The organism is uncultured Vagococcus sp., assembly GCF_963518325.1.
Lineage (GTDB): Bacteria > Bacillota > Bacilli > Lactobacillales > Vagococcaceae > Vagococcus_D.
Genome location: NZ_CAUQJB010000048.1, coordinates 1 through 25198, shown reverse-complemented (window position 1 = coordinate 25198; position 25198 = coordinate 1). Strand labels below are relative to the sequence as shown.

The window sequence follows — 25198 nt, the reverse complement described above, 5'->3', positions numbered from 1 at the left end:
TTTGTTATGGCAAAAAAATGAAATTGGAGCCCATGTTCGTGACTAATTGACAATCACCCCCACTTATATAACAACTCATTACGAAGCAAATAGCTGATTACATGGTGTTTCAGCATCAATATAAAAACAAAAATGGACTTTGGCTGCCATGTCAACTGAGTGTTTTCATCGTTTCTTTCCATGTAAAAATAATGTTATTATGCTAATCTAAATTGGGACGATAGTATCTAATCATTTTAGTTTTATTGTGACATAGGTAATCGTTTTTGTAAAACAGGCTAACTCATGCTTTTTTTGCAGTTTTTAAATACTATCGTTCAAAGATAACCAGCAAAACAGCGATATAGATACCTTTTCATTTCTTTATTTCCCAATCTCTATAAACAAAAAAATAAAAAGCATGAGTTAGAGGTATTTTTCAGCTTAAACAGGACGTACACTCTTCCAGATTACACACCTGCAATCAGCTAACTTCCCGGTTAACCGTAATCACTTAAATCGATAATCCTTAATGAATGTTTTAACATGGCCATTATCCTAAATTTTTCACCTATTTCATTTAGCTTGCTGGAAACAATTAGAATCAACTGATGTTTGATCCCCCAAAATCACTTTATCAAAAAATTTCACGTGGAAACTCTTTAATCAAAAAAACTGACTAAGATTTCTCCTAGCCAGTTCCATTTTAAAGTTTATAAGTTATTAAATGTCTTAACAACATTTTCTGTGGTAAAGCCATATTCTGCTAACACAGTTGGTGCAGGTGCGCTGGCACCAAAGCGATCAACGGTGACTGTTGCGCCATCAAAACCAACATAACGTTCCCAGCCAAAGCTAGCGCCCATTTCCACGGCGACACGTTTTGTGACAGCTTTTGGCAAGACGCTTTCTTTGTAAGCAGCCTCTTGTTTTTCAAATAAATCCATACTTGGCATTGAGACTACTGAGACATCTTTACCTGCTGCTGCTAAATCTTTTTGAGCAGCCACAGCTAACGCCACTTCTGAACCAGTGGCAATTAAAATGCCATCAGGTGTATCTTTTTTAGCCGGTGATAGAACGTAAGCTCCTTTTGCTAGACCAACTTCTGCCAATTCTTTTGTCCCTTCTAACACAGGCAAGTTTTGGCGGGTCAAGGCTAAGACCGTCGGATGATCCGTTGAAGCCATGGCTAGTTTCCAAGCGGCACGGACTTCATTGCCGTCAGCTGGACGCAATAAGGAAACGTTTGGCATGCCACGTAAGCTTGACAATTGTTCGATTGGCTCGTGAGTTGGGCCGTCTTCCCCAACGGCTATTGAATCATGGGTTAAGACATATGTAACAGGTGCGTTTTGAATAGCTGCCAAACGGATAGCTGGACGCATGTAATCCACGAAAACAAAGAATGTTCCACCATAAATTCGCGTCCCACCGTGTAAAGCAATCCCGTTCATCGCTGCTGTCATAGCAAACTCACGGACACCAAACCAGATATTGCGACCTTCGTATTGACCCGGTTCAAAATCTTTTTCGCCAGCAATCATCGTGTTGTTTGATGAGCTTAAGTCAGCTGATCCACCCCAGAAACTTGGCACAGTTTTAGCCAATGCTTGAATCATGTCTTTACTGGTGACACGACTGGCTAAGGCATCGTCAGAAACATCATAGGTTGGCATTTCCGCATCCCAATTGTCTGGCAATTTACCCGCGTAAGCGTCTAGGAATTGTTGAGCTAATTCTGGATACTCAGCTTGATAGGCAGCAAACAATTCGTTCCACGCAGCTTCAGCTTTTTCACCTTTCTCATTGATTTCTTGTTTAAAGCGGTCCTTGACTTCTTCTGGTACGGTAAAGGCCGGGTAATCCCATCCATAGGCTTTTTTAGCCACTTCAATGCCTTCAGCTCCCAACGGTGCTCCGTGAACTTTATTGGTACCAGCATTTGGCGCACCAAAACCGATAACAGTTTTCACTTCAATAATTGTCGGTTTGCTTGTTTCAGCTTTGGCTTCATAAATCGCTTGAGAAATGGCTGCTAAATCAGTTCCATCTTTCACCAAAATATGTTGCCAACCAGTGGCTTCAAAGCGACCTTTAACATCTTCGCTAAAGCTCTTGTCCAGAGGGCCATCAAGAGAAATATCATTGGAATCGTATAAAACGATTAATTTATCCAGCTTCATGTGACCGGCCATTGAAATAGCTTCTTGAGAAATACCTTCCATTAAATCGCCATCGCCACAGATTGAATAAGTGTGATGATCCACAATCTTAAAGTTTGGTTGGTTGTAAGTAGCGGCTAAATGAGCTTCTGCCATAGCGAAGCCGACACTCATGGCAATACCTTGGCCAAGTGGTCCAGTTGTGGCTTCTACGCCATCTGTGTGATGAACTTCTGGATGCCCTGGTGTCCGGCTGCTCCATTGACGGAAATTTTCTAGGTCATTAGTGGTGACATCGTAGCCCGCCAAGTGTAATAAGCTGTATAACATGGCTGAACCATGACCTGCGGATAAAATAAACCGATCACGGTCTACCCAGTTGCGTGACGTACTTGGGTTGATTTTTAAATGTTTCGTCCAAAGGGCATAGGCCATTGGCGCAGCCCCCATTGGTAATCCTGGGTGTCCCGAATTTGCTTTCTGAATCGCGTCCATACTTAGGGTACGGATTGAATTAACGCCTAACTCATCGATTTTGTCGAACAACATAATCATCCTCCTGCTATTTTAGGTTTTTTTTACCTTTATAGGGTTATTTTACCTTTTGTTCAGCCAAATTGCAATTGAAAAATGAAATCGTTTTGCTTTTTTTATCAAAAAAAGGACTATTAGGGCTGTCTAAACAACCTTAAAAGTCCCTATCATTAGTCTTCGTGGCGATTATGCAAGCCTTTTTCTTTTTGAATATCTTTTAACTTATCAGGTGTTACATCATTGCCTTCCTGATCCACTACTTTCATTCCTTCAATATGATTGCGCATGCCACCACGGAATTTTTCAAGATATTCTTCTCTTAATATTTTTTGTTCCTTTTGTTCATTTAAAGATAAGCCTTCTGCTTTGGCTTTTTTAGCTAATTCATTGATTCGATCCAATTTGTCTTTAGATAACATGTAAGTCCCTCCAAGAAATTTCTAAGCGATTACCTTTTTTGGTACGCCAACGCCTTTAATACTAGACTATTTCAATTCAAAAAACAACTAAATAACCTGTCTTTTCATCGAGATTTTCAAATAATTGGCACTACTAAAATGAAATTTAACTTTTCTATGGAAACAAGCGAACATCTGTTTGATTTTTTGCTTGTTTTATGCTAAACTCAATTTAATACTAAATCTGCCTTAAGGAGGTATCAGTATGGCAAAAGCACAAGAAACACGACAATCTGAAATTTTAAAATACATTCATAGTCAAGTCGAAGCAAAAGGCTACCCACCGACGGTCAGAGAAATCGGAACAGCCGTTAACTTATCTTCAACCTCAACCGTTCACGGTCATTTGTCCAGACTCGAGAAAAAAGGACTATTGCAGCGAGATCCTACTAAACCTCGCGCCATTGAATTAACTCAAATCGGGTTAGATATGATTGGCATTCGGCCCACAACTATTCCAATACTAGGAACAGTTACTGCTGGTGAACCTATTCTAGCCGTCGAAGAAGCACTGGATTTCTTTCCTATTCCACCTAATCTAAAAAATGAAGACAATAATCTCTTTATGTTGACCATTCGTGGTGAAAGTATGATTAACGCTGGCATACTAGATGGCGATCAAGTCATTGTTAAAAAGCAAGCATCTGCTTCTAACGGGGAAATAGTCATCGCTATGACCGATGAAGACGAAGCAACTTGCAAAAGATTTTACAAAGAAAAAGATCACTTCCGCTTACAACCGGAAAATGATAGTTTAGAACCGATTATTTTACCGAATGTGTCCATCTTAGGGAAAGTAGTTGGCCTGTATCGCAACCATATATAAGAAGCAAAACAATCAGTCGACTAGCTGATTGTTTTTTTTCGATAAATGTTGATGTTCCCTCTTCTACGTCAGTCACATTCCCTCATATGAAAGATTTTTGCTTTTTTTAAAACTTTTTATACTTTCCACTTTACAAAGCGAACATTTGTTTGTATAATAAAGAAAAGAACAAACGTTCGCATAAATTATAAGAGGTGATATAAATGGTAGGAATTCGTAGAATCGGCTTAGTATTTTTTATATTAGTTATTGGTATTTGTTTAGGGTCTCTAGGAGTTAAAACTGCACTATTAATCGTCACGCCTTTATTTTTCTTGTGGTTCATGGTTTGGGATGAAAGAAGTTACCGCCGCCACACTCGTAAACAGCATTACCAAAGCGATCGGGCTTATAGCTATCGCCGTTAATTGATTAAAAAGACTCTTCGGATGGAACGTTATCCCCCTAACGTCCAACTGAAGAGCTTTTTTTATAGCGTCTGATCATATTTAGCTCGGTAGGTCGCTGGTATTAATCCCTCAAAATTTTCTTTAAGATAGTTAGATGGCTCACTGATCTGACTATTATTAAATAATTCTGCTAGTCTAAAGAGATCATTGACCGTAACCCCGTTTTCACAAAAATATTCTAATAATTTTGGGGCTAAATTTAGAGATGCACAGCTAAATTGCCAATGCTCACCGCTGATTAAATAAACGTCTATCAGCAATGAAAAGGATGGCTGGCCATTAGCATTTAGCCCCCAATTTTTTCCTGTCCGCCGTTCAACGCCAATTACCACAGTCTTAATCTCTTGATACAACAGTGACCTGATTTTCGGCACCTTTTTTGGCCAACGTCGCCAGCCGATAAAAAAGGTATTAAACTCACTTAACGTGAGGCCTTCTTGTGTCAGTTCAATTTGGCATTTAGGACCATTATTACCAATCGTATTACTGGGAAAGTACGCCCCTGCTACTAGAAAAACAGTGCCGATGACCTGTCCACTTCCTAAGGCGTCTGTCAACGTCATTTGAAGCTGGCTACGCTTGCCCAAGTGAGTCAGTTGTAGATTGGGCCCCTTCATCCAATAGTCTTCTAAGGTGATTCGCGGAAGGGCATTTGCCTGCCGTTGCCACTCTTGTTCTAATTGTTGATAGTTGTTTTCTGAAGAATCAGTTTTTCTTCCTAAAATAAGTTCATCCAAGCTTATCTGATACAATTCCGCCAGTGACGCAATTTGCTTTAAATCTGGTAAACTTTTTTCCAGTTCCCACTTTGAAATAACTTGGCGAGAAACATTCAACTGATTGCCAACGTCTTCTTGGGTTAAGCCATCTCTTTCCCTTAACATACGCAGGTGCTGACCAATAGTCATTAACATCTCCTCACTCTCCTTTACCTAAATTGTAGCTCACTTTTGAATTGAAAGTCCAGCAACACTCGAATGCAAATAAAAAAAACAGACGCAACGGATAGTTGCATCTGCCTCTTATTACCTTTTCAACCTTATTCCGTCACTTTAACTGGCGTTCCAGCCATCACATGATCATAAAACCATTTTGAGTCAGGCATCGATAAGCGGAAACAGCCGTGAGAGGCCCGCTCTCCTAATTTTTCTGCTTCGGCTACATTGACTTCCAATTTCTCATTAACTGGCACACTATGGAATAAATACACCCCGTAATCTTTAAATGAGACATAGTTCAGGGCACCTTCCCCTAGTTCGCCATTAAAGAAACTTTCCCCTCGAATCTCTTGTATTTCAAAATCTCCTAAGGGTGTGGCATTTTCGTCATCTGCTAGGCCTGACGATGTAATCATCGTATAAATCAGTTGATCCTTATCATAGAAATAAATCCGTTGGTCAGTCACATTTGCGACGATTCGCAAGTCAGTCTCTGAGGTCAACTCTGGATAATCACCGCCTGTTGGCTTTTTCCACAAGTCTTTATCATCTTCTGGTTTTGTTTCGGCAACTTGACCTTTTTTGTTCACCTCTAATTTTGGCCCTTTTAATGACACGGATGGACCAATTAAAGCTGTTTTTTCTGTTTCTTTAACCTTCGTGGCTTCTACTTGGGTCGTTAGCATCATCCCCACAGTTGATACGACTAACCCCCCCATTATATAATGACGTTTATTTTTCAAGTATACTCATCCCCTTTTCTTCACCTGAACAACACAGTCATTAACTCATTTTACACTTTATCACAGTAATATTTTTCCGTCAAAAGATAGACACCTAATTAGGCCAATCTTAATAATCTCATATTTAAGTCCTAATCAACCTGTCGTATCACCAGTATCTATACGGTCGACTTTGGCTCTCTCAAACACAAAAAAAATGGGAGGTTCTCCCATCTCTGTTTAAAATTTATTGATTATTTCATCGACGTTCTTAATCATGACGGAAATGGTTCCATCAGGATTGTTGATAAACTCGATTAATTCCTTATTTTTATAAACGTCAACAGGAATGATCATTTCAATGCCATTGGCTAGTTTTAATTTTTGTTTACTGTATTTCTTTTCGTATTTAGGGACATTAATAGGAATATCTTCATCAAAGTTCGTTCGTTCCACTCGCTCAATGTATTCTGCTTTGGCTGAAATATTGTTTTCGAAAACCATCTCAGCAATTTTTTCATTGCTAATTTTACCTTCTTCTTCAATGCTTTCATAAACAGCTTGTTGGATATTCGACATGCTGACATATTTCTCTTCATTGTACTTATCCGCAATCTCTTTGACAGCTTTTTTCACAATTTTAATGTTATCTTGAACGGTTGGCGTCGCTTCTGTTTTTAACAAAATGCTAGAAAAATACTCGACTTTTCGCCCGTCAAATTTATATTTCTTTTCCACTAAATCAAATGTTTGTTTGGTGACATTGATCAACACCGCTTCTTCAACTTTTTGAGTGACACTTGGTAAAATGGTTTTATTGATAATAATGTTATTTAACATCGCATCATCAACGTAATCAACAAAATGTGTATAGGCTGGACGATAATTTAATTTAAATATACCAACGAATTGATCAGTCCCATCTTCGCCATGGAAGTACAACAAATCACCACTAGGTATCTCTTCGCCTTGAACAACACAGTCATAAAACTTTTGAGCCACACTGGTACTTTTTTCTACAAAACTCAATTGTTCATTGGTCACATCTACAAATAAATCATTGCTGTTATCCAGTGTCCCTGTTTTAAAGTCCGCATTATTAAATCGTTTCATAATGCCTTCTAAATACGTTTTAACAGCGTAATCGGTTAGTGCTAATTCTTTTTGGGACGAAATCAATGAACTAGCTTCCAAATCCAATACATGTAATATTGCCTCTTTAATTTCCATATTATTGCTCCTTAATCTTGCCAATAACTTTACTCTAATCGCCATTATACAATAAAATCATTGCCATACGTAAGTAAAATCCTTAAGTTAAAATCCTCAAGTTCGCAATTATCCTGGCGAACTTGAGGATTTAATTATTTTTTAGGGGTTTTCTTTGGCTTTTCTTCGCCTTCTAGTTCTTTCCCTAGTTGAATGATAAAATCTTTTAGGTTATCTTTCACTTCTGGGTGTGTTAGTCCGTATTCAATACTCGTTTTCATAAACCCAAATTTATCTCCAACATCATATCGTTTGCCTGTAAACTGATGGGCAAAAACACGTTGGGTTTTATTTAAGGTATCAATGGCATCAGTCAATTGAATCTCGCCACCGGCTCCTGGTGTTTGTTGATCCAAGACATCAAAAATTTCCGGTGTTAATAGGTAACGACCGATAATTGCCAGATTACTTGGAGCGTCTTCTGGATTAGGTTTCTCAACAAAGTTTTTAACATTGTATAACCCTTTTTTTACCATGTGTTCTGGGTTGATGATGCCGTATTTGGATGTATCTTCATGAGGCACTTCCATGACAGCAATCGTTGACGCACGGGTTTCATCGTAGTCATTGATTAATTGTTTCGTTAGGGGAATCGTATCTTCCATTAAATCATCGCCTAACATCACCACAAAGGGCTCATTTCCAACGAAGGCGCGCCCAAGTGAGACTGCGTGGCCTAACCCACGAGGACTTGATTGACGCATAAAATGTAAGTTTAAGTCTGTTGTCTCTTCCACTAATTTCAATAACTCAGTTTTACCTTTTGATTTTAAGTTCATCTCTAATTCCAAGTTGGCATCAAAGTGATCTTCGATTGGACGTTTCGCTTTACCAGTAATGATCAAAATATCTTCAATCCCTGAGGCTAACGCTTCTTCTACGATAAATTGAATGGTTGGCTTATCAACAATTGGCAACATTTCCTTCGCCATGGCTTTTGTAGCAGGTAAAAATCTTGTTCCTAACCCAGCTGCTGGAATAATGGCTTTTTTCACACGTTGTTTCACAATACATTCTCCTCTTCTATAGTGGGATAATCCCATTTGCCTTTAGGCTAAAATTCTTTTTCTGAGCGGCCATCGCGTAACATAATTAATTTAGCTGCTTCTTTGACATCGGCACCTTCGTACAATACCTTGTAGATGGTTTCTGTTATTGGCATTTCAACACCTAGCTCTTGAGACAACTCATAAGCTGCCTTTGTGGTGGATACCCCTTCCACAATCATGCCCATATTATCCAAGACCTCTTGTAAATTATGACCACGCCCAAGTAAGTCACCCGCCCGCCAGTTGCGAGAATGAATGCTGGTACAGGTGACAATTAAATCACCGACCCCACTCATGCCAATAAAGGTTAAGGGATCAGCTCCCATAGCAACCCCCAGGCGGCTAATCTCTGCTAACCCACGGGTCATAATCGCTGCTTTGGCGTTGTCTCCAAATCCTAACCCATGAATAGCACCAGATCCAAGAGCAATAATATTTTTTAAGGCGGCGCCGGTTTCAACCCCAATCACATCGTCATTGGTATAAATTCGGAAATAGTCATTCATAAATAAGGTCTGAACATATTCTGCATACTTCAAGTTTTTACTGGCTGCTGTAATCGTCGTAATATCACGAACTGCCACTTCTTCAGCGTGACTAGGTCCTGAAAGAACCACCACATCTTTTCGCTTGTCTTCGGGAATTTCTTCCATTAAGACTTGAGAAATTCGTTTATGGGTTCCCTGTTCCAAGCCTTTACTGGCATGAATAATCACAGGTTTAGTGTCGAGTACGGTCGCTAAGTGTGCTGCGACTGAACGAATTGCTTTGGTTGGAACGACGAATAATACAGCATCGGCACCAGAAACAGCTTTTTTCAAATCAGCCTCTGCTTTTAGTTCCACAGGTAAACTCAAATCGGGTAAATAGTGTTTATTTGTGTGTTGTTCATTAATTTCCTTAATTTGAGAGGCTTCTCTTCCCCAAATCCTTACATCATGTCCATTTTCAACTAAGACTTTGGCTAAGGCAGTGCCCCACGACCCCGGGCCTAAAACGGCAATTTTTTGTTTCATTAGTTAACTTCCTCCAGCTCTTAATAAAATCCACTCGGTTAAGTCTACCATAGAATCAACTATTTTATCAGGTTTATAAGGCGCCATTTCAGTTGTAGTTTTTTGTGACCAACTGACAAAGACACTTTCCATGCCGGCATTGTGACCCGCTTGGATGTCATGCCAATTATCTCCCACCATGATGCATTCGTTAGGTTCAACACCTAAGCGAGTCATGGCAACCTTTAATGGCTCTGGATCTGGTTTGACTTTCTGATAGTCATTGCCACCAATGATCTCATCGAAATAAGGTGTCATCTCAAGCAAATCAAGTCCTTTTTGCAAGACTAGGTTATATTTGGTTGACACGACAGCCAGCTTAATCCCAGCTGCTTTTAACCTTGCCAAAGACTGATTGACATCAGGAAATGGTTGAATAAGGGCGTCGTGCTGGGCATGGTTATATTCTCGGTAATCCAGAACCATTTGGTCGGCTTTTTCCGGTAATAACTTTCCAAAAACTTCTTCCAAAGGTGGGCCATTAAAATGACGAACACGTTCGGTGTCGTATTCCCCAGGGAAATGTTGGTTAAGAACATGCAGATAAGATTCTGAAATCAAATGATTCGTATCTGCCAATGTGCCATCGAAATCAAATAAGACTGTTGTTAACATATAAATTAGCGGGCTCCTTTGCGATTATAAATAGGTGGATTGACTTTTTTTCGGCGATAGACGATCAATATTACACTGCCGACAAATAAGACTAATGATAAAAATTGAGAAACACGAATGTCACCTATTAAATAAAGACTGTCGGTTCTCATCCCTTCTATAAAGAAGCGACCAAATGAATACCATAAAACATAACTGAAGAATACTTCTCCTTCTCGCAAGAAATCCTTCTTCTGGCGCAACCATAGTATCAAGATAAAACCAATGACATTCCACACACTCTCATAAAGAAAAGTGGGTTGGCGGTAGGCGCCATCAATGTACATATTTTCAATGATAAAGTTAGGTAAATGCAGCCCTTGTAAAAAGGCCAGAGTTGTTTCACCACCAAAGGCTTCTTGATTCATAAAATTACCCCAGCGGCCAATGGCCTGAGCGATAATGACACTCGGTGCAGCGATATCAAGAAACTTCCAAAACGAAATATAACGGGATTGAGTAAAGAAATAAACCACTAATCCACCGGCGATTAAGCCACCATATATTGCCAGTCCGCCATTGCGAATCGCAAATATTTGCAGGGGGTTTTTGATGTAGTACTGCCATTCAAATAAGACATAATACAATCGAGCCCCAATAATGGCAATCGGCAAGCCCCAAAACATAAAATCAACGATGTCATCTTCTTTTAACCCGACTCGTTTGGCTTCACGAGAAGCTAACCAGACGGCTAAGACGATTCCCGTGACAATAATCACACCATACCACTTGACCTCTAATCCAAACAGATTAAACGCAACTGGGTTGACTTGTGCTAAAAACATAGATATCCCCCTTATATAAAAAGCTTTTTGAATCGGCTAGTGTTGATTAACCATTGATCCATAAAAGCTAGCTCAACAAAAATCGGTTTATTGCCCCTCTCAAGTTAGCCTTGCTCGGCTTCTGAATTTTCCTTAATTAAGGCTGTTAAATTATTTTCAAATGTCTTGGTGGCATCATACCCCATTGTTTTAGCTCTAAAGTTCATTGCAGCAACTTCGATGATTATGGCCACATTTCGGCCAGTTTTAACTGGAATCGAAATTTTGGGAATATCCACATTAGCGATTTGAACTGTTTCAGCAGCCCCACCTAAGCGATCAAATTTCTTTTCTTTACTCCAGTTTTCCAGATAGATAACTAACTGAACTTGACCACTGCCACGAACAGAGCTCGCTCCAAACAAATTCATCACATCGATGATCCCGATCCCGCGAATTTCAATGAGATGTTCTAATAGACGAGCTGGTTCGCCAATGACTGTTCGTTCATCTTGTTGGTAAACATCTACCCGGTCATCGGCGATCAGACGATGGCCTTTTTTAATCAATTCTAAAGCTGTTTCACTTTTGCCAATGCCACTGTCTCCTTGAATCAAGACGCCTAATCCATATACTTCAACTAAAACCCCATGAATGGAGGTTCGTTTAGCCAATTGACTTTCAAGATAGTTTGACATAACGCCGGAAACTCTTGAAGTGGTTAGAGACGAGCGTAAAACCGGCACTTGCTTCTCTTCTGCTACTCGTAACATGTTGCTTGGGGGAATGAGATCCCGAGCGAAAATAATCGCAGGTGTTTCTTCATGACACAAACGACGCATGACCATGACTTGCTCTTCTGGGGTCATTTTTTGTGAAAAGGTCGTTTCTTTGCGGCCAAACAATTGAACACGATCATAAGGGTAATAATTAAAATAGCCGGTTAATTCCAAACCTGGCCGGGAAATATCACTTGTTATAATTTTTCTATCTAAATAGTCTTCCCCACAAATCACATCAAGCTGTAATTCGTTGACTAATTCCTGAACTGTTACTGACTCTGTCATACATAACCTTCTCTCTAAATTGTTTGCTTGTTCCATTTTATCATTTAACGTCATAAGTTTCTACTTAATCCAACGAACAATCCCACTTCTTCTCATTTTCTTCACAAAAGGCATGACATCATTCTTGCAATTCCATAACTCCAAGGCTGTCATTTCACAAAAAAATAGTCCCATCCTGGCATTACAGGATAGGACTGTTAGTGCTATTATAAACTGGCAAAATCAAGAACCGGCGATGTAAGGTTAACATGATTAAGCTAGCTGGTAGGGACATGTAGATGAGGGGCAGTAAGCCGGGAATCCAATGAAACAGGTAATAGGTCCCCGTTAAAATAACCACAACTTTGCACACTTCAATGGGACTAAAAAAAAGTAACAACAAAGGTTGTAGCAGGAATTTGGATACAGGTAACTGAAAATGAACATATACCGGAAAAAAGAAGATCAACAGCAAGATGAAGACACATAGCAAGACAATGGAAACGTAATGCAGTCCGATCATCAAATACCCTGTCGCCATTTGAGTCATCTGATAGTTAACATAAAGAAACAGCGCGATCATCACGAATACAATCCCCACTAAATTTGTTTTGAGAAACTCTTGGCGATAGTAAGCGGTAAAACTTGTCCCGACTTTCAGAAGCTCTCTTTCTCTTATGCCTTGGCGTATGACTGCAAAAAGGGCAACGGTGGCGGGCATCACCCCCAAAACAATGCCTCCCAATGCAGTAAAAAACAGCCAAAGCAGGTTAAGATAAACCAATTTCGTTATTGCGATTGACCAGTGATATATTTTTTCTCCCATGACAGCCTCCTTATCCTTTAATGGCCCCAACCATGATGCCTTTTTCAAAATACTTGGCCACAATTGGGTAAAATAGCAACACCGGCACACTGGATATAACGACAACACTGTACTTAATTGTTTGCTTAATCATACTCACTTCGGCTTGGTTGCTGCTCATAATTTGTTGATTAGCTGCGTCTCCCATTTGATTTTGAATCAAAATTTCCCGTAAAATCAACTGTAAAGGGAATAACTCACGATCAGATAAATAAATCATCGCGTCAAAGTAACCGTTCCAACGGCCCACGCCATAGAACATCATCATCACAGCGATGATTGGGGTCGATAGTGGCAACACTACTTTCCATAACAATTGCATATCTGTACAACCATCGATAAAGGCACTTTCTTCTAGCTCACGTGGAATATTTTGCTGAAAGTACGTTCTCATAATAATCATGTTGTAAACACCTACCGCACCAGGTAAAATCATGACCCAAATCGTATTGATAATCCCCAATTTTTGATTGACTAAATAAGTTGGAATCAATCCCCCTGAAAAAAACATGGTGAAGGTAAAAAGAAAGGTAATGATATTGCGACCCTTAAAATCACGTCGCGACAGAGGATATGCCGCTAAGGTTGTCATCAGAACATTAATCATGGTCCCTAGTCCCGTATATATCACGGCATTTTTAAAGCCAATCCAAATATCACGATTTTCAAAGACTTTTTTATAACCATTTAGAGTAAATCCTTTAGGCCATAATAAAATCGGACTATCAAAAATTTTAGTCGGATCACTTAAGGAAGCTGACACAACAAATAAAATCGGGTAAAAAATTAACAAGACAATCACAGTAATCAGTAACGTGTTAAACACATCAAATAGTTTGTCTTCTTTTGAACGATTATTTCGCATATTCTCCTCCTACCACAAACTGTTTTCACCTGTTTTTTGAGCGATTTTATTCACGATAAACAAAATGATAAAGTTCACTAAATTATTAAATAAACCGACTGCGGCTGAAAAACTGTATTCCGCATTTAAAATCCCTGCTTTGTAGATGTATGTGGACAGTACTTCTGACGTTGCCAAGTTAGCATCATTTTGCAGCAACAATACTTTTTCAAACCCAACAGACATAATGCTGCCAGTGGCTAAAATAGTTGAGATAACAATCGTTGGCATAATGGCTGGTATGGTAATATGTCTCATGCATTGAATTCGGGATGCGCCTTCCAAATAGGCTGCCTCATATTGGTCTTGAGAAATCCCTGACATGGCAGCTGTGTAAATCAATGTTCCCCACCCGACGCCTTGCCAAACCCCTGACCAGACAAAGACATGAGGAAACATTTTGGCATCTCCCAAAAAGTCTATGGGTTTCATACCAAAAAACTTAATGACTTCATTGATGACACCGTCGACTGGTGATGTGAAGAAAAAGACCATGCCCACTACGATGACCACAGAAATAAAATTGGGTATATAAGAAATAGTCTGAGTGATGGATTTGAATTTCTTACTGCGAACCTCGTTAAACATGAGGGCTAAAATAATCGGCAAAGGAACACCGATGATCAAGCTATAGAGACTAATGCGCAGTGTATTAATAATGACATCTTTAAAATAGAACGCATTAAAAAAGCGAGTAAAGTGTTGAAATCCTACCCAGGGACTACCTGAAATGCCTAGGGCTGGTGAATAATCTTTGAAGGCAATAATCACGCCATACATTGGCCAATAATTCCAAATGAGTAAACTTACTAAAGGTAACAACATCATTAAATACAACCATTTTTGCCTCGAAAAGGTTTGGGCGATTCCTGAAATTGTTAATCTTGTTTTGTTGTCTTGTCTCACCTTCCATAACCTCCTTTGACTTATTTAATCAATTAGTGAGAGGGCGATTCCCTCTCACTATTCAACTCATCTATTGATCGACTTAGCTATCTTTGTAACGTTTATACTGGGTTTGCTTGATTTTCAAATACTCATCGACTCCCATTTTTTTCAATGTCTCAATATATGTTTTCCACTCTTTATCGATGTCTTTCTTACCTGTCACGAAATCCACTCTCATTTGACCAACATAATTACCGATATCGGCCACTATTGAACTCGAACGATTCGCCTCTTCGATTGTGGCTGGCAAATCGGGTAACATCACGCTTGGTAGTGTTTCTTCGGTTAGATCATCGTATACAAGTGTTTCTTTACGACCTGCAGCATCTCTTACTTCTGCTGGTAATTCAACGTATGGGAAGTAGCCGCCGTAGACATTATCAACGTATTGGAAAGCGCCTAAACCAATTCCATCTTTATAATTAAGAATCTCATCAATATAAACTTTTTTTCCATCCTCAATGTTGTAAGTCACGCCTTCTTTCCCTAAGTATCCAAATTCGCTGCCTTCCTCACTGTAAAAATAGTCAACCCATTCCAAAATTTTACCAGGATTAGCTGCCTCTTTAGTAATGACTAGACTTGAAGCTCCTGCAACAGGCGAATCAGTTAAGGAGGCTTGATCCCCATTTGGACCTGCCAGCACATTAATAGCAACGTAATTATCTTTGACTGATTCACCAATATAATCAGGTGCTGCCCAGTTCCAAGCTCCTACTGTGTCTTTGGCCGCATCCGCCGTCCATTTATCGTACTCAACACCACTAAAGGCTTGCTTATTAATAGCTCCTTTTTCATATAAATCGTGTTCGTATTTTAATAACTCTTTATATTCATCTGCTGCAATAGTCACTTGAACCTGATCGTCTTTATCGATGTAAATCAAATTCCCCAGGGCTTTGCGACCCCCATTGCCGATTCCAAATGACCCCATCAGCATCTGCTCAAAGGTCCAACCAATCGAACCACTTGGCATATACCAACCTTGCTCATCTTTTTGACCATTGCCATTTGGATCTTCATTGACAAAAGCTACCAAGGCTTTTTCAAGATCCGCCGTTGTTTTGGGCACATCCATATCCAACTTATCAAGCCAAGTTTTATTTATCCATAAACGAATGGTTCGATTGCCTTCGGGATAAGGATCTAAGTAAGGGGTTGCATAAATATGTCCATCAGCACTCGTCAATCCTTTTCTTACATCCTCATTCTCATCCAAGAATTTCTGTAGATTAGGCGCATGTTTTTTTATCAGGTCTTCCAGAGGAATAAACATCTCTTGCTGACCGTATTTCAAAAGTTCACCGTTACTCCAATCCACCTGATAAAAAGCATCAGGCAATGTTTCACGGGTCAAAATAATATTTTTCTTTTCCCCAATATCGGTCATTTCTTCCCAGTTCACCTTGATACCTGACATTTTTTCATATTCCTGCCACATCCACAGATCTTTTGATGCAGGACGCAAATCATTCCAGCTTGGGCGTAATAATGAAATCGACTTGATATCTTCATTAGCTATTTGCTCTTTCTGCTCCGTTTTCCCACAGGCAGCAAGCACTAAAGCGCTAGCTACAACTAATAGAGCGGTTAACTTTTTGTTTTTTTTCATTTGAACTCCTCCTAATTTGATATACTCACTACAACAGAAATAATTATATGATATATCAACTTATATGTCAAACGCTTTCTTTAGTCTTATCATTACACAAAACCCTTTCACATAAGATTGTTCACTTAGTATGTCCATCATATTTTGAATATGCTATAATAAATTTGATATATCAACATATGAGGAGCGATACTTATGGCAAAACTTCCTTTATACCAAAAGATAATGGATGATTTAGCAAAAAAAATTGCCAATGGCGTACTAAAACCCGGCGAACAGTTGCCTACTGAGATAGCCTTAGCAGAAGAGTACAAGGTAAGTCGCATCACATCTAAAAGAGCCTTAACTGAACTGGAAAATCAGGAAATTATTTTTCGACTTCAAGGAAAAGGCAGTTTTGTCGCCGAACCGACTAAAGCCAGTCACTTAATCGATCGAATGAAAGACCGTCACGAGATTTTACTGATTATGCCTTTTGCTGAAAATACAGGGATGTCGGCCTACGCAGAAGGTGTTGTCTCCTATTTACGAAACACTCACTATACAATCAACATTGAAACACATAAATACGCAAATCAACGCGAGTTGCTACTAACATTGGATAATTACGCGGGCTTAATTATTTACCCGATCACTAGTACCACAGATTTAGATATTTTGTATTATCGTCAGTTGCAACATTTCCCAATGGTCTCCATCGACAAACAGCTAGAAGGTTTAACAATCAATGGTGTCACTGCTAATAACTTTGCTGGCGGATATGAACTGACTAACCGACTGATAGCTGCTGGTCATACTAAAATTTTATACATCTCAACTCAAGCAGTTGATACTACCACAACCGTGCGGGATCGTTATTTCGGTTATTTGAAGGCCCTATTCGAGCACAATATTCAATTCCATAGTGAAAATGTCAAGCCGGTGGCGGATAATGAGGACTTTTACCATGAAATCATTAAGTACGCCAGAAATTACAATATCACTGCTATTGTGGCCGAAAATGACCTGACTGCTATGTTGATTATGGCAGCGGCCAAAGAAAGCGGACTAACACTGCCGAAAGAGTTATCGATTGTTGGTTTCGATAACATTCAGGCGTCGGCTCTCATCGAACCCGCATTAACCACTGCTGCTCAAGACTTCCATAAAATGGGGGCCTTAGCGGCTGAGATGCTTATTAATCAAATTGAGCACCCCAAAACACCAATTGATCAACTTGTCGTGGATGTCGATATTATCGATCGACAGTCTATCGCTGGGCACACATAAAAAACGACTTAGAAAGGGAACGCCCCTTCTAAGTCGTTTTTATTTTGGCTAATAACCTTTAGAACGCCATTTAATCGTTTTGCGAGTCTCTCTTGGTGTTCTCACTCGAATATCAAGACCCTTGCCTTTTTCATGAATGCTTGCTTTACGAATATCCACAGCTACCTCACTTTTTAGTATTTGATATTGATTGTAAATTCGTTCTCTAATTCCTGATGGTTTCATCTTATTCACCTTTCTTCCAATCTACTAACGACCGTATCCAGTCAGATTTACTCTATGATTCATAGTTCTTTCATTTCTAGTATAGCGAACTTTTTATAGAATTCCAAAGAATATGGTAATTTTGGGGTCAAAAAAAAACTATCTCTCACTAATCTCACTTGTCTTATGTGTTTTAGCCTCAATATTAAATAATCATGACTTGGCGTTCATTATCAGAGTTGTATTTCCTTGAAATTTTTTAAGTTGCTCATAGGTAATTCTCTTTCAGCTTTTACTTATCATATTTAATATGAGAGATGAGGATGTAGAAAGATTATAATTACTTAAGATCTAAACTAACTCGTTCAACGATTGGAGACAAACAATATGTATAATAAAATTTTTGCGACCTTAAACTATTATACGTCCTTTTCTTTAAATTGTTTTTAGCAATTCCATACAACAACTTTATTTTTTGAGTTTGATGAGGTTTGACACTATCAATAATCCCCTCATTATCAACTTCAAAGGTTGCTGGCAAGGATAAACCATTTGAGTATGTCTTATTCATTGTTAGCATCGCAATTTTTAACTGCTCAACTTTTTGTTCAATTTCAGAAGCATTTTTTAACGCAATGGTTAAAGATATCACCGCGTACTCCAAACCGCTTTCTTTGGATTGGGCATAGAAATTGGGGACCAAGGATGCGACCTCTTTTCCTTCAATTAACTCTGCTTCTTCAATTTGAAATGTGAACTTTTCAAGTTTTGGCACCTGTAAAACGTCATTCATATTATGGATTATTTCTTTCGGCGCAGGATATTTAGTATTAATCTTCAAAAAAAAGCTCATATAACTCAATATAATCATAACACCACAGACTAAAATAACTAGCCTCCAGATCTTTTTATTTTTCATAGTTACCTCCACGCTTTTAAAAAATGATTTTTCCATCTCTCATTTCAATTATCTCATCTGCCAGAAAATCAAGCTCTTCCTTGTCATGAGATGCTATCACTATAAGTGCGTCTGCTTTTTTTCGTTCACTTAATAAATTTAGTACTTTCTTAGAAGACTCTTCATCAAGCCCATTAAGAGGCTCATCTAGCAAAATAAGCTGAGGCATTTCCATCAACGCGCTGATTATTCCGATTTTTTGTTTCATCCCTAGTGAATAATGTTTCATCTTTTTTTTATCATGAGGATCTAAATCTAAGTATGTCATCAACTCCATGATACTCTCATGGCTCACCACATTTTTTATTGAAGCTAAACTGGATAAATTCTTAAAGCCTGAATAATTGCCTATGAAGCCTGGATTTTCAATCAAGACCCCTACACTTTCAGGGAATGAGATATCTTTCCCTAATTCCATTTTATCAATTAGAACACTTCCAGAACTAGGAAAGATTAAACCACATAACATTCTTAACAACATTGTCTTCCCCGCCCCATTTTTCCCACGTAAGCCATAAATATTGCCGCTCTCAAATTCTAACGAAATATCAGATAGAACCTCCGAGTTTCTAATTGATTTTGATACTTTTTCTATCTTAATCTTCATCTTTTTCTCCTTCAATTAATTCATATAATCCCATTTTCGTAATTTAACGATACCTACTACGTTTAACACTATCATCGACACGACCATCACTAGAATGCCCGATAGATTATCAATTCCTTTATCCTCCACGATAGAACTCTTTAGTAACATTAAATAATTGCCAATCAATAAAGGACTTGTAAAAAAAGATGACATGATTAAATAAATCGAAATGATTATAAAACTTTGTAATTCTCCCCCAAAATAAAGCAACGTTAATTCTAAAATACCAATAGTAGCGCAAGCTAACCAGGGCATTATCATTGTTTGGAAAATAAACTGAAAGCCAGAAACAACTGAACCTTTTGGAATAAACGACGTCCAGAAGGTCATAGTTGGACTAATCGAAACTCTTCCACCAAATAAAATGGTACAAATAATCGAAGTAATAATAATAACCATAAAATGGATGGATATAATGACTAAGGTATGTTTGACTTTAAAAAACCAATAAGTCCTTCGCTTTCTTAAATAAAAAAAAGTGAGGTAATCATAAGTACTAGATGTTGCACGAATCATCGCTGCTAGTGAATAAAAAAGATACAAACACATACTCAACCATAAAAAGGGAATGTTAAATAGTTGTGTGGGATCAAGGTGACTAATCGGTCGAATTCCTAAAAATAGAAAACCTAAACTATCTCCAACTGACATGTCTTTTGTTTTAACCACTCCCAGCAGTTTAATATAGTTTATCCCAGTCAAAAAAGAAGTTATCCAAAAGTACTTCCATTTATTAAGTGTTTGCATCACGATTACTCTATTTATCTTTGCCATAAAAGTCCTTTCGATTAATTAGTTTCATTTTTGCTACGCCATCTATTATGGCCCACCATAGAAAAAAACACCCTAGCAAACTCACAATATAACTTTTCCAATAAGTGATCGTCTTATAAGAAGTAAATAAGAAAAAGAGTTGAGGAAACTGGCAAATTCCTAATATTAAGAAAACCACAAAAAAACAAATCATAAAATCATCTGTGATCCAGTAGACAATCAGTAAAATGGTTCCGATAAAAAGAAGAAGAGCCCATGTATTGATTAACGTACGTAGTAGAATTGCCAAGAATGAAAACTCAACAAGCTTTCCAGTTTTATAGAAAAAGAAACTAGTCATTTGATTCCAGTTTACCCAATCGGAAACAAAGGGTTTTGCTATGAGAATAATCATTCCCCCTACTATAAGGCTCCAGATGAAGCTTGCAATAATGATTAAAATTGATTGCCGATACCATAGAGCCTTTCTATTATTGTTCCTTAGCAAAGAACTGATATCAAAATCGTGAAGTAATAACAAGCATAATATAACCACGAAGGGCAAGCAGATTGCGATTGAGAATATAAATGGATTTCCCAATAAAGTAAGACTGTCCGCAATAGAGTAGTTTAGCAGATACTCTTGGCTTTTCTTAATAACAAAAAAGACTTCAATCACTAATCCAAGTAGCGTAAATATCAACATCAAGACGGTTAACAAATGATACCGCTTAAACTCATCTTCATATTTTATCAATAGAACCTTTTTCATGCGCCCTTTTCTTGTCATTCATAAGCACCTCTCACTCCATAAAAAATGTAACTGACAAAAGAGATTAGGAATAAGAATAGCATCTCACCTAATATCAACGCCATACTAGTTTTAGCTTGAGCAGGAAATAAAAATTCTTGTGGACTTAGGTATGATAAGCCAAAAAATTCAAGGACCGTTGATAAAAAGATGATAATCAAAAACGGAAAGGCCAAGATAATAAAGGAATAATCTGTAAAGAAAGCAACTAAAAGAGAACATGTCGCATATAGCCCAGAGAAAATAAAAATGATGGAGTGAAATACTATTATGTAAATAAATGGTGATCTAAAGAATAAACCAGACATTGTGCTCGCTTCAACAACCATTGATTGAGATGATTCTGTAAACGGCCCCATTGACGAGTATCTAGTAGACATCATCAAAAAATTTAACGCCAAAGGTAAAACAATTGCGACTCCTCCAGAACAAAATGTGGCTAGCCATTTTGAAATAAAATAATATTTCTTATTAGTTCTCGTAAAAACACTTGTTAAATAACCATCTTTTTCGTCTAGCATATATGAATTAGCATATGGAAAGGCAGCCAACAGAGGGATAATAAGAAAAAATAAAAAGCCATTAAATAGCATCGTATCGCCACCTAACCACGCTCCCCATAAATAATCGGGTAAAGTCATGGTATCTTTTCCATAAGCAACAGCCATGTCATACATTTCATTGGTATTACCAACTTTTTGATATAAATATAGCTGATAAAATGAAATTATGCTGCCGAATAATAATGCTATCAGAAGCTTTTTATTAATAATAGCTCGTTTCATTTCTATTCTCAACATGGCTTTCATAGTTGGTCCTCCATAACATCAAGTTCTATTTTTGTGAGCAATTGAGGATCCATAGCTGAAATACCTGATAAATCAGGCAAAATATATAACTGATTTTTAATCTCTTGATATCTATTTTCTTTAATAATATAACCTATGTAAATTCTTTTTTCTTCATTTGCATTTAAAGTTAATTGAAAGCTATCTTTCTGCCCCGCACTACTAACTGTATTTGTAAGAGAAATATCAGTTAAATTTAAAAGCTCATTGTTTTTTTTCGTAAGCAGACGGATATTCGATAACATTATCGTTTGACTTGAAGCTTTCACGTTCTTAATTGCAAGCTCAACTTGTAAGTAAAGATGGTCATCTAAAAAACGATTTTCTGAATCAACACTAACATCTGAAGTAACGTAATCCTTCACATCAATTTTATTTAAGTAGTTTAACTTTTTGGACACGACTGATGAGATTACAAAAAACTCGCACTCCTCATTCGTCATTTTTTCATTTTCCTGAATTGTTTGAGTATTATCATTTGACGGTTGTTTAACTCTCATCTGCTTATTCTGGATTGAATTCGAAAACTCCTCACTACGACTCGGAAGTATGTCACTTCGACCCAAATAGATTCCGATGATTAAGACGATAACACCACTGAAAATTAGAGTCGATAATAAATTCTTTTTCATATATCATATACCTACAATTTCATAAGAATGGTTGATGGATAACACTAAGCAACGCGACCTAAAAACTAGATACTATCGGGACTCCACAAAAAACTCAGCCATGTTTTAGAGTGAGATCCAGGCATAATCAAAAGTCTCGCCCAGTAGTATCTTGGTTTTTTCTTACCTTTGGCATCGGTTGTTTCCCATACATAATTGGTAATGTATTTAGACTGTCCTACAGGTACCGAGACATACCCTGCAGCTACTTGATTGGTAATTATATCATTCCCACCATTTAAACTAGCAGCCGCTTGAGCATGAAACCCTAACGCAGATTTATCATTATACGCATACATATAAGAATCATCTGTTTTAGATCGGGCCGGAGTTACTGAGTCACCCCCATCACCAGTACTATATCTGGAAAATCTCGTATCAGCGTGATTATTTGCAAATGCATAATTCATAGAAGTTGTTCCAATAGCAACAAACAAAACTAACCCAAAAAATAATTTTAAAACTAATGAATTATTTCTTTTCACTTCCATTTTTTTCATCCTTTAATTAGTTATCCATCAACATCTTAATTATATCACGATTCATTTTAACCGTATATTTAATTACAATGTCAATATATAAATAGTTTGATACTTTTAATTTAAAATAACATTTTCTACAGTTTTATGTATAATTTGTAACAGCAATGAAAATAAACTCTACTTGTATAAAACCAAATAGTTTTGACTCTATTATTACGTGTGAGAAGAAACCACTTGTCAACAACTCCACATTTCAACTATTTTAAAACACACTAACCATTATTGATTACAATAACGAACAAGCACTTAATATTTTCAGACCTTAGATAGAATAAAAAACGATTATTCAGCTTAAGTAACACTGTCTAACCGTTTTTTATTACATTTAAAGTAACTTGTCTTAAATAAGTCATTGGTTTATAAACTCAGCACACTTCCCTCAATTAATGTGAGTGACACTTTAGTTTCATTTGTTGTCCTCCTCAGAGTGAGGACAGTAACCAGAAAAAGTCGGTTGACGTTTTCTAAAAAAGCTTAAAACATCCGTTAAATAATAACCAGACGAAAACACGCCAAACCCCAATAATTAACAGCACTATTTGTTTCGAGAAAATACATTCATATAAAGCCTTCTTGTATGTTACTTATTCATAGGACTTTTCTGATTTTCCCTTTCAGAATTTTCCAAATTAACTACCCGCAAACCATTTATCTCCGCTAACTCGTTCCTTTTTTCAAAAATGGTCACATAACCGTTGTTAATACATACATCTAATTGTTCATCATTAGTGGCTAATAACCATTTTTCTTGAGTAATTTTAACCGTTGTTTCTTCTATCACTTTATCAACAGAATAAGTTTCAAAAATAATAAACGTGGATAAAAATGCATACACTAGTAGTATAACCTTGGTAGTACCGGTCCATTTGGACGTATACTTATTCTTTATAACATTCTCGGTTCGTCTATAAAGCTCATTTTCACAAGCTGAAAAACCAATCGTTAAAGTAGAATACTCATTACTTTGATTACTACTTTTGGCGATCTTTAATAAGGTTTCAATATATCTAATTTTTTCTTCATCAGATAAAGCTTCAGTTAACTCTTGATCCACTCTTAATTCAAGTATCTGGTTAACTTTATCACGAAGTATATACATCGGAATTAACCACCAATAGATCGAAAGAACTAGCTCAAAAAAATATTTAAATAAGATGTCACAATGATTAACGTGAATCAATTCATGAGAAATGATATAATTTAATTCTTCAGCTGCCAACTCTATTTCAGGGATAAGTATGACAGGTTTTAAGAACCCTATTAAAACTGGCGTTTCTATTCTTTTAGATACAATAATTTGGATAGGGTCAACACGATGATCTCCACTATTTTTAATGGTATCGTTACCAATAAAACTGCCAATTTTATTTATTTTTCTCATTTGAACTATCAGCCTTAATATGTTTGAGATAAACCCTAAAAACCAAATGAGAACAATGAGTTTCCCAACACTCAAGTGAAAGTGATGACAATCAATAATCAAGTAATTAACAATATTTTGAAAAAAAGGAAGCACTATTTTAGATTTAAGCGGATACGCATAGTCAAAATGTATAGGGAAACACAATTTAAGTAATGATACTGAAGCAATTAGTAAGAAAACTTTCGAGTTTATAATTTTTGCTCGATCTATTTGTAAAAAAAGAAGTTCTAAAACAATCATTAGGATAGATGCAAAAAAAACAGATGTCAGAATGGATGCCGTTGAAATCATCATCGTTCACCTATTTTTTTCTATTCTCTAACATTGCCTTTATCTTAGAAATCTCAAGATTTGTCTCCTCTTTATCACTATTTTTAAGAAAATGACTTACCAGATTCGATATTTTTATATCACTGTATTGGTCTAAAATAAATTCTTCCTTTGAAATCGTTGGAGCGTAACTCCTCGTTAGAACTGTTCCACTATAGACAATCTCCTCTATTTTTATTAACTTCTTACCAATTAACTTTTTTAAACTAGATTGAACGGTACTGTAATTAAGATGAGGATTATTTTCACAAATCATAGTAGCCGTTTGAGATACTTTCGTTTGCCATAATGCATTAAGAATTTCTACTTCTTTTTTAGTAACTTTTATACTCATAATGATCGCTTCCTTTCATCCGTCAATATCAATATTATATCATGCTAAGACAAAAATGTTGACTCTTTCTCTTCATCTATATCAGCAAAAATCAAAAAAACTACTTCCTAATTTGGAGGCTGCTGAAAAAGTTAAATAATCAAGGTTGTATAAAACGATTTTTGTTTTA

Annotated in this window: 27 protein-coding genes; 3 read left to right on the top strand and 24 right to left on the bottom strand. The window is 37.2% G+C overall.

Going from position 1 to position 25198, the window contains the following annotated elements:
• Positions 1-692: 692 nt before the first annotated feature.
• Complete coding sequence (tkt, locus tag RWN13_RS22285) at positions 693-2690, bottom strand: transketolase (protein ID WP_314068145.1); 1998 nt, start codon at positions 2688-2690, stop codon at positions 693-695.
• A 158-nt stretch (positions 2691-2848) separates the two neighbouring features.
• Entirely contained in the window at positions 2849-3097 is a 249-nt protein-coding gene (locus RWN13_RS22280; protein WP_314068143.1) for a DUF896 family protein, read from the bottom strand.
• A 244-nt stretch (positions 3098-3341) separates the two neighbouring features.
• On the opposite strand from RWN13_RS22280, the gene lexA reads away from it, so the two are divergent.
• Positions 3342-3962 carry a transcriptional repressor LexA gene (gene lexA, locus RWN13_RS22275; RefSeq protein ID WP_314068141.1) on the top strand — a complete coding sequence of 207 codons (621 nt, stop codon included), beginning with the start codon at positions 3342-3344 and terminating at the stop codon, positions 3960-3962.
• 203 nt (positions 3963-4165) lie between these two features.
• The gene (locus tag RWN13_RS22270) at positions 4166-4369 is read left to right on the top strand and encodes a hypothetical protein (RefSeq protein ID WP_314068139.1); all 204 of its coding nucleotides are present in this window, start codon (positions 4166-4168) and stop codon (positions 4367-4369) included.
• A gap of 62 nt (positions 4370-4431) precedes the next feature.
• On the opposite strand, the gene RWN13_RS22265 is transcribed toward RWN13_RS22270, so the two are convergent.
• From RWN13_RS22265 to RWN13_RS22210, 12 genes are all read right to left on the bottom strand, one after another.
• On the bottom strand, positions 4432-5325 hold the full coding sequence (locus RWN13_RS22265) for a helix-turn-helix transcriptional regulator (protein ID WP_314068136.1): 894 nt from the start codon (positions 5323-5325) through the stop codon (positions 4432-4434).
• 125 nt (positions 5326-5450) lie between these two features.
• Complete coding sequence (locus tag RWN13_RS22260) at positions 5451-6092, bottom strand: L,D-transpeptidase (RefSeq protein ID WP_314068134.1); 642 nt, start codon at positions 6090-6092, stop codon at positions 5451-5453.
• 219 nt (positions 6093-6311) lie between these two features.
• Positions 6312-7301 carry a nucleoid-associated protein gene (locus RWN13_RS22255; RefSeq protein ID WP_314068131.1) on the bottom strand — a complete coding sequence of 330 codons (990 nt, stop codon included), beginning with the start codon at positions 7299-7301 and terminating at the stop codon, positions 6312-6314.
• Positions 7302-7435: 134 nt separating this feature from the next.
• Positions 7436-8347 (bottom strand): UTP--glucose-1-phosphate uridylyltransferase GalU, encoded by a 912-nt coding sequence (galU, locus tag RWN13_RS22250; RefSeq protein ID WP_314068128.1) that lies wholly within the window; start codon positions 8345-8347, stop codon positions 7436-7438.
• Positions 8348-8394: 47 nt separating this feature from the next.
• Entirely contained in the window at positions 8395-9405 is a 1011-nt protein-coding gene (locus RWN13_RS22245) for an NAD(P)H-dependent glycerol-3-phosphate dehydrogenase (RefSeq protein ID WP_314068125.1), read from the bottom strand.
• A gap of 3 nt (positions 9406-9408) precedes the next feature.
• Positions 9409-10059 carry a pyrophosphatase PpaX gene (gene ppaX / locus RWN13_RS22240; RefSeq protein WP_314068123.1) on the bottom strand — a complete coding sequence of 217 codons (651 nt, stop codon included), beginning with the start codon at positions 10057-10059 and terminating at the stop codon, positions 9409-9411.
• Positions 10060-10064: 5 nt separating this feature from the next.
• Positions 10065-10883 carry a prolipoprotein diacylglyceryl transferase gene (gene lgt / locus RWN13_RS22235; protein WP_314068121.1) on the bottom strand — a complete coding sequence of 273 codons (819 nt, stop codon included), beginning with the start codon at positions 10881-10883 and terminating at the stop codon, positions 10065-10067.
• Positions 10884-10987: 104 nt separating this feature from the next.
• Positions 10988-11929, bottom strand: coding sequence for an HPr(Ser) kinase/phosphatase (gene hprK, locus RWN13_RS22230; protein WP_314068120.1), 942 nt, complete (start codon positions 11927-11929; stop codon positions 10988-10990).
• Between the two features lie 181 nt (positions 11930-12110).
• Positions 12111-12734, bottom strand: coding sequence for a DUF624 domain-containing protein (locus RWN13_RS22225; RefSeq protein WP_314068118.1), 624 nt, complete (start codon positions 12732-12734; stop codon positions 12111-12113).
• Between the two features lie 10 nt (positions 12735-12744).
• Positions 12745-13638, bottom strand: coding sequence for a carbohydrate ABC transporter permease (locus RWN13_RS22220; protein WP_314068116.1), 894 nt, complete (start codon positions 13636-13638; stop codon positions 12745-12747).
• Between the two features lie 9 nt (positions 13639-13647).
• Entirely contained in the window at positions 13648-14583 is a 936-nt protein-coding gene (locus RWN13_RS22215) for an ABC transporter permease subunit (protein ID WP_314068114.1), read from the bottom strand.
• A gap of 82 nt (positions 14584-14665) precedes the next feature.
• The gene (locus RWN13_RS22210; RefSeq protein WP_314068112.1) at positions 14666-16237 is read right to left on the bottom strand and encodes a DUF3502 domain-containing protein; all 1572 of its coding nucleotides are present in this window, start codon (positions 16235-16237) and stop codon (positions 14666-14668) included.
• 195 nt (positions 16238-16432) lie between these two features.
• Here RWN13_RS22210 and RWN13_RS22205 point away from each other — a divergent pair, with 195 nt between their 5' ends.
• Positions 16433-17506, top strand: a complete 1074-nt coding sequence (locus tag RWN13_RS22205) for a GntR family transcriptional regulator (protein WP_314068109.1) — start codon at positions 16433-16435, stop codon at positions 17504-17506.
• A gap of 48 nt (positions 17507-17554) precedes the next feature.
• Here RWN13_RS22205 and RWN13_RS22200 read toward each other — a convergent pair whose 3' ends face one another.
• The 10 genes from RWN13_RS22200 to RWN13_RS22155 all read right to left on the bottom strand — a co-directional run bounded on the left by RWN13_RS22200 (position 17555) and on the right by RWN13_RS22155 (position 25029).
• Positions 17555-17731, bottom strand: a complete 177-nt coding sequence (locus RWN13_RS22200; protein ID WP_314068107.1) for a hypothetical protein — start codon at positions 17729-17731, stop codon at positions 17555-17557.
• A 319-nt stretch (positions 17732-18050) separates the two neighbouring features.
• A complete protein-coding gene (locus RWN13_RS22195) occupies positions 18051-18629 on the bottom strand; it encodes a hypothetical protein (RefSeq protein WP_314068104.1) in 579 nt (192 codons plus the stop codon).
• 16 nt (positions 18630-18645) lie between these two features.
• Complete coding sequence (locus tag RWN13_RS22190) at positions 18646-19275, bottom strand: ABC transporter ATP-binding protein (RefSeq protein WP_314068102.1); 630 nt, start codon at positions 19273-19275, stop codon at positions 18646-18648.
• A gap of 15 nt (positions 19276-19290) precedes the next feature.
• Complete coding sequence (locus tag RWN13_RS22185) at positions 19291-20091, bottom strand: hypothetical protein (protein ID WP_314068099.1); 801 nt, start codon at positions 20089-20091, stop codon at positions 19291-19293.
• Positions 20075-20860 (bottom strand): hypothetical protein, encoded by a 786-nt coding sequence (locus RWN13_RS22180; RefSeq protein ID WP_314068097.1) that lies wholly within the window; start codon positions 20858-20860, stop codon positions 20075-20077. Before RWN13_RS22180 ends, RWN13_RS22185 begins: the two co-directional genes overlap by 17 nt.
• Positions 20857-21690: a hypothetical protein gene (locus RWN13_RS22175; RefSeq protein ID WP_314068095.1), complete on the bottom strand. Its 834-nt coding sequence runs from the start codon at positions 21688-21690 to the stop codon at positions 20857-20859. Before RWN13_RS22175 ends, RWN13_RS22180 begins: the two co-directional genes overlap by 4 nt.
• Positions 21687-22361, bottom strand: coding sequence for a hypothetical protein (locus tag RWN13_RS22170; protein ID WP_314068093.1), 675 nt, complete (start codon positions 22359-22361; stop codon positions 21687-21689). The genes RWN13_RS22175 and RWN13_RS22170 overlap by 4 nt, the downstream gene beginning before the upstream one ends.
• A gap of 65 nt (positions 22362-22426) precedes the next feature.
• Positions 22427-22891, bottom strand: coding sequence for a DUF2712 domain-containing protein (locus RWN13_RS22165; protein ID WP_314068091.1), 465 nt, complete (start codon positions 22889-22891; stop codon positions 22427-22429).
• A 631-nt stretch (positions 22892-23522) separates the two neighbouring features.
• Complete coding sequence (locus RWN13_RS22160) at positions 23523-24659, bottom strand: M56 family metallopeptidase (protein WP_314068089.1); 1137 nt, start codon at positions 24657-24659, stop codon at positions 23523-23525.
• 7 nt (positions 24660-24666) lie between these two features.
• Positions 24667-25029, bottom strand: a complete 363-nt coding sequence (locus RWN13_RS22155) for a BlaI/MecI/CopY family transcriptional regulator (RefSeq protein WP_314068087.1) — start codon at positions 25027-25029, stop codon at positions 24667-24669.
• Positions 25030-25198 lie beyond the last annotated feature (169 nt).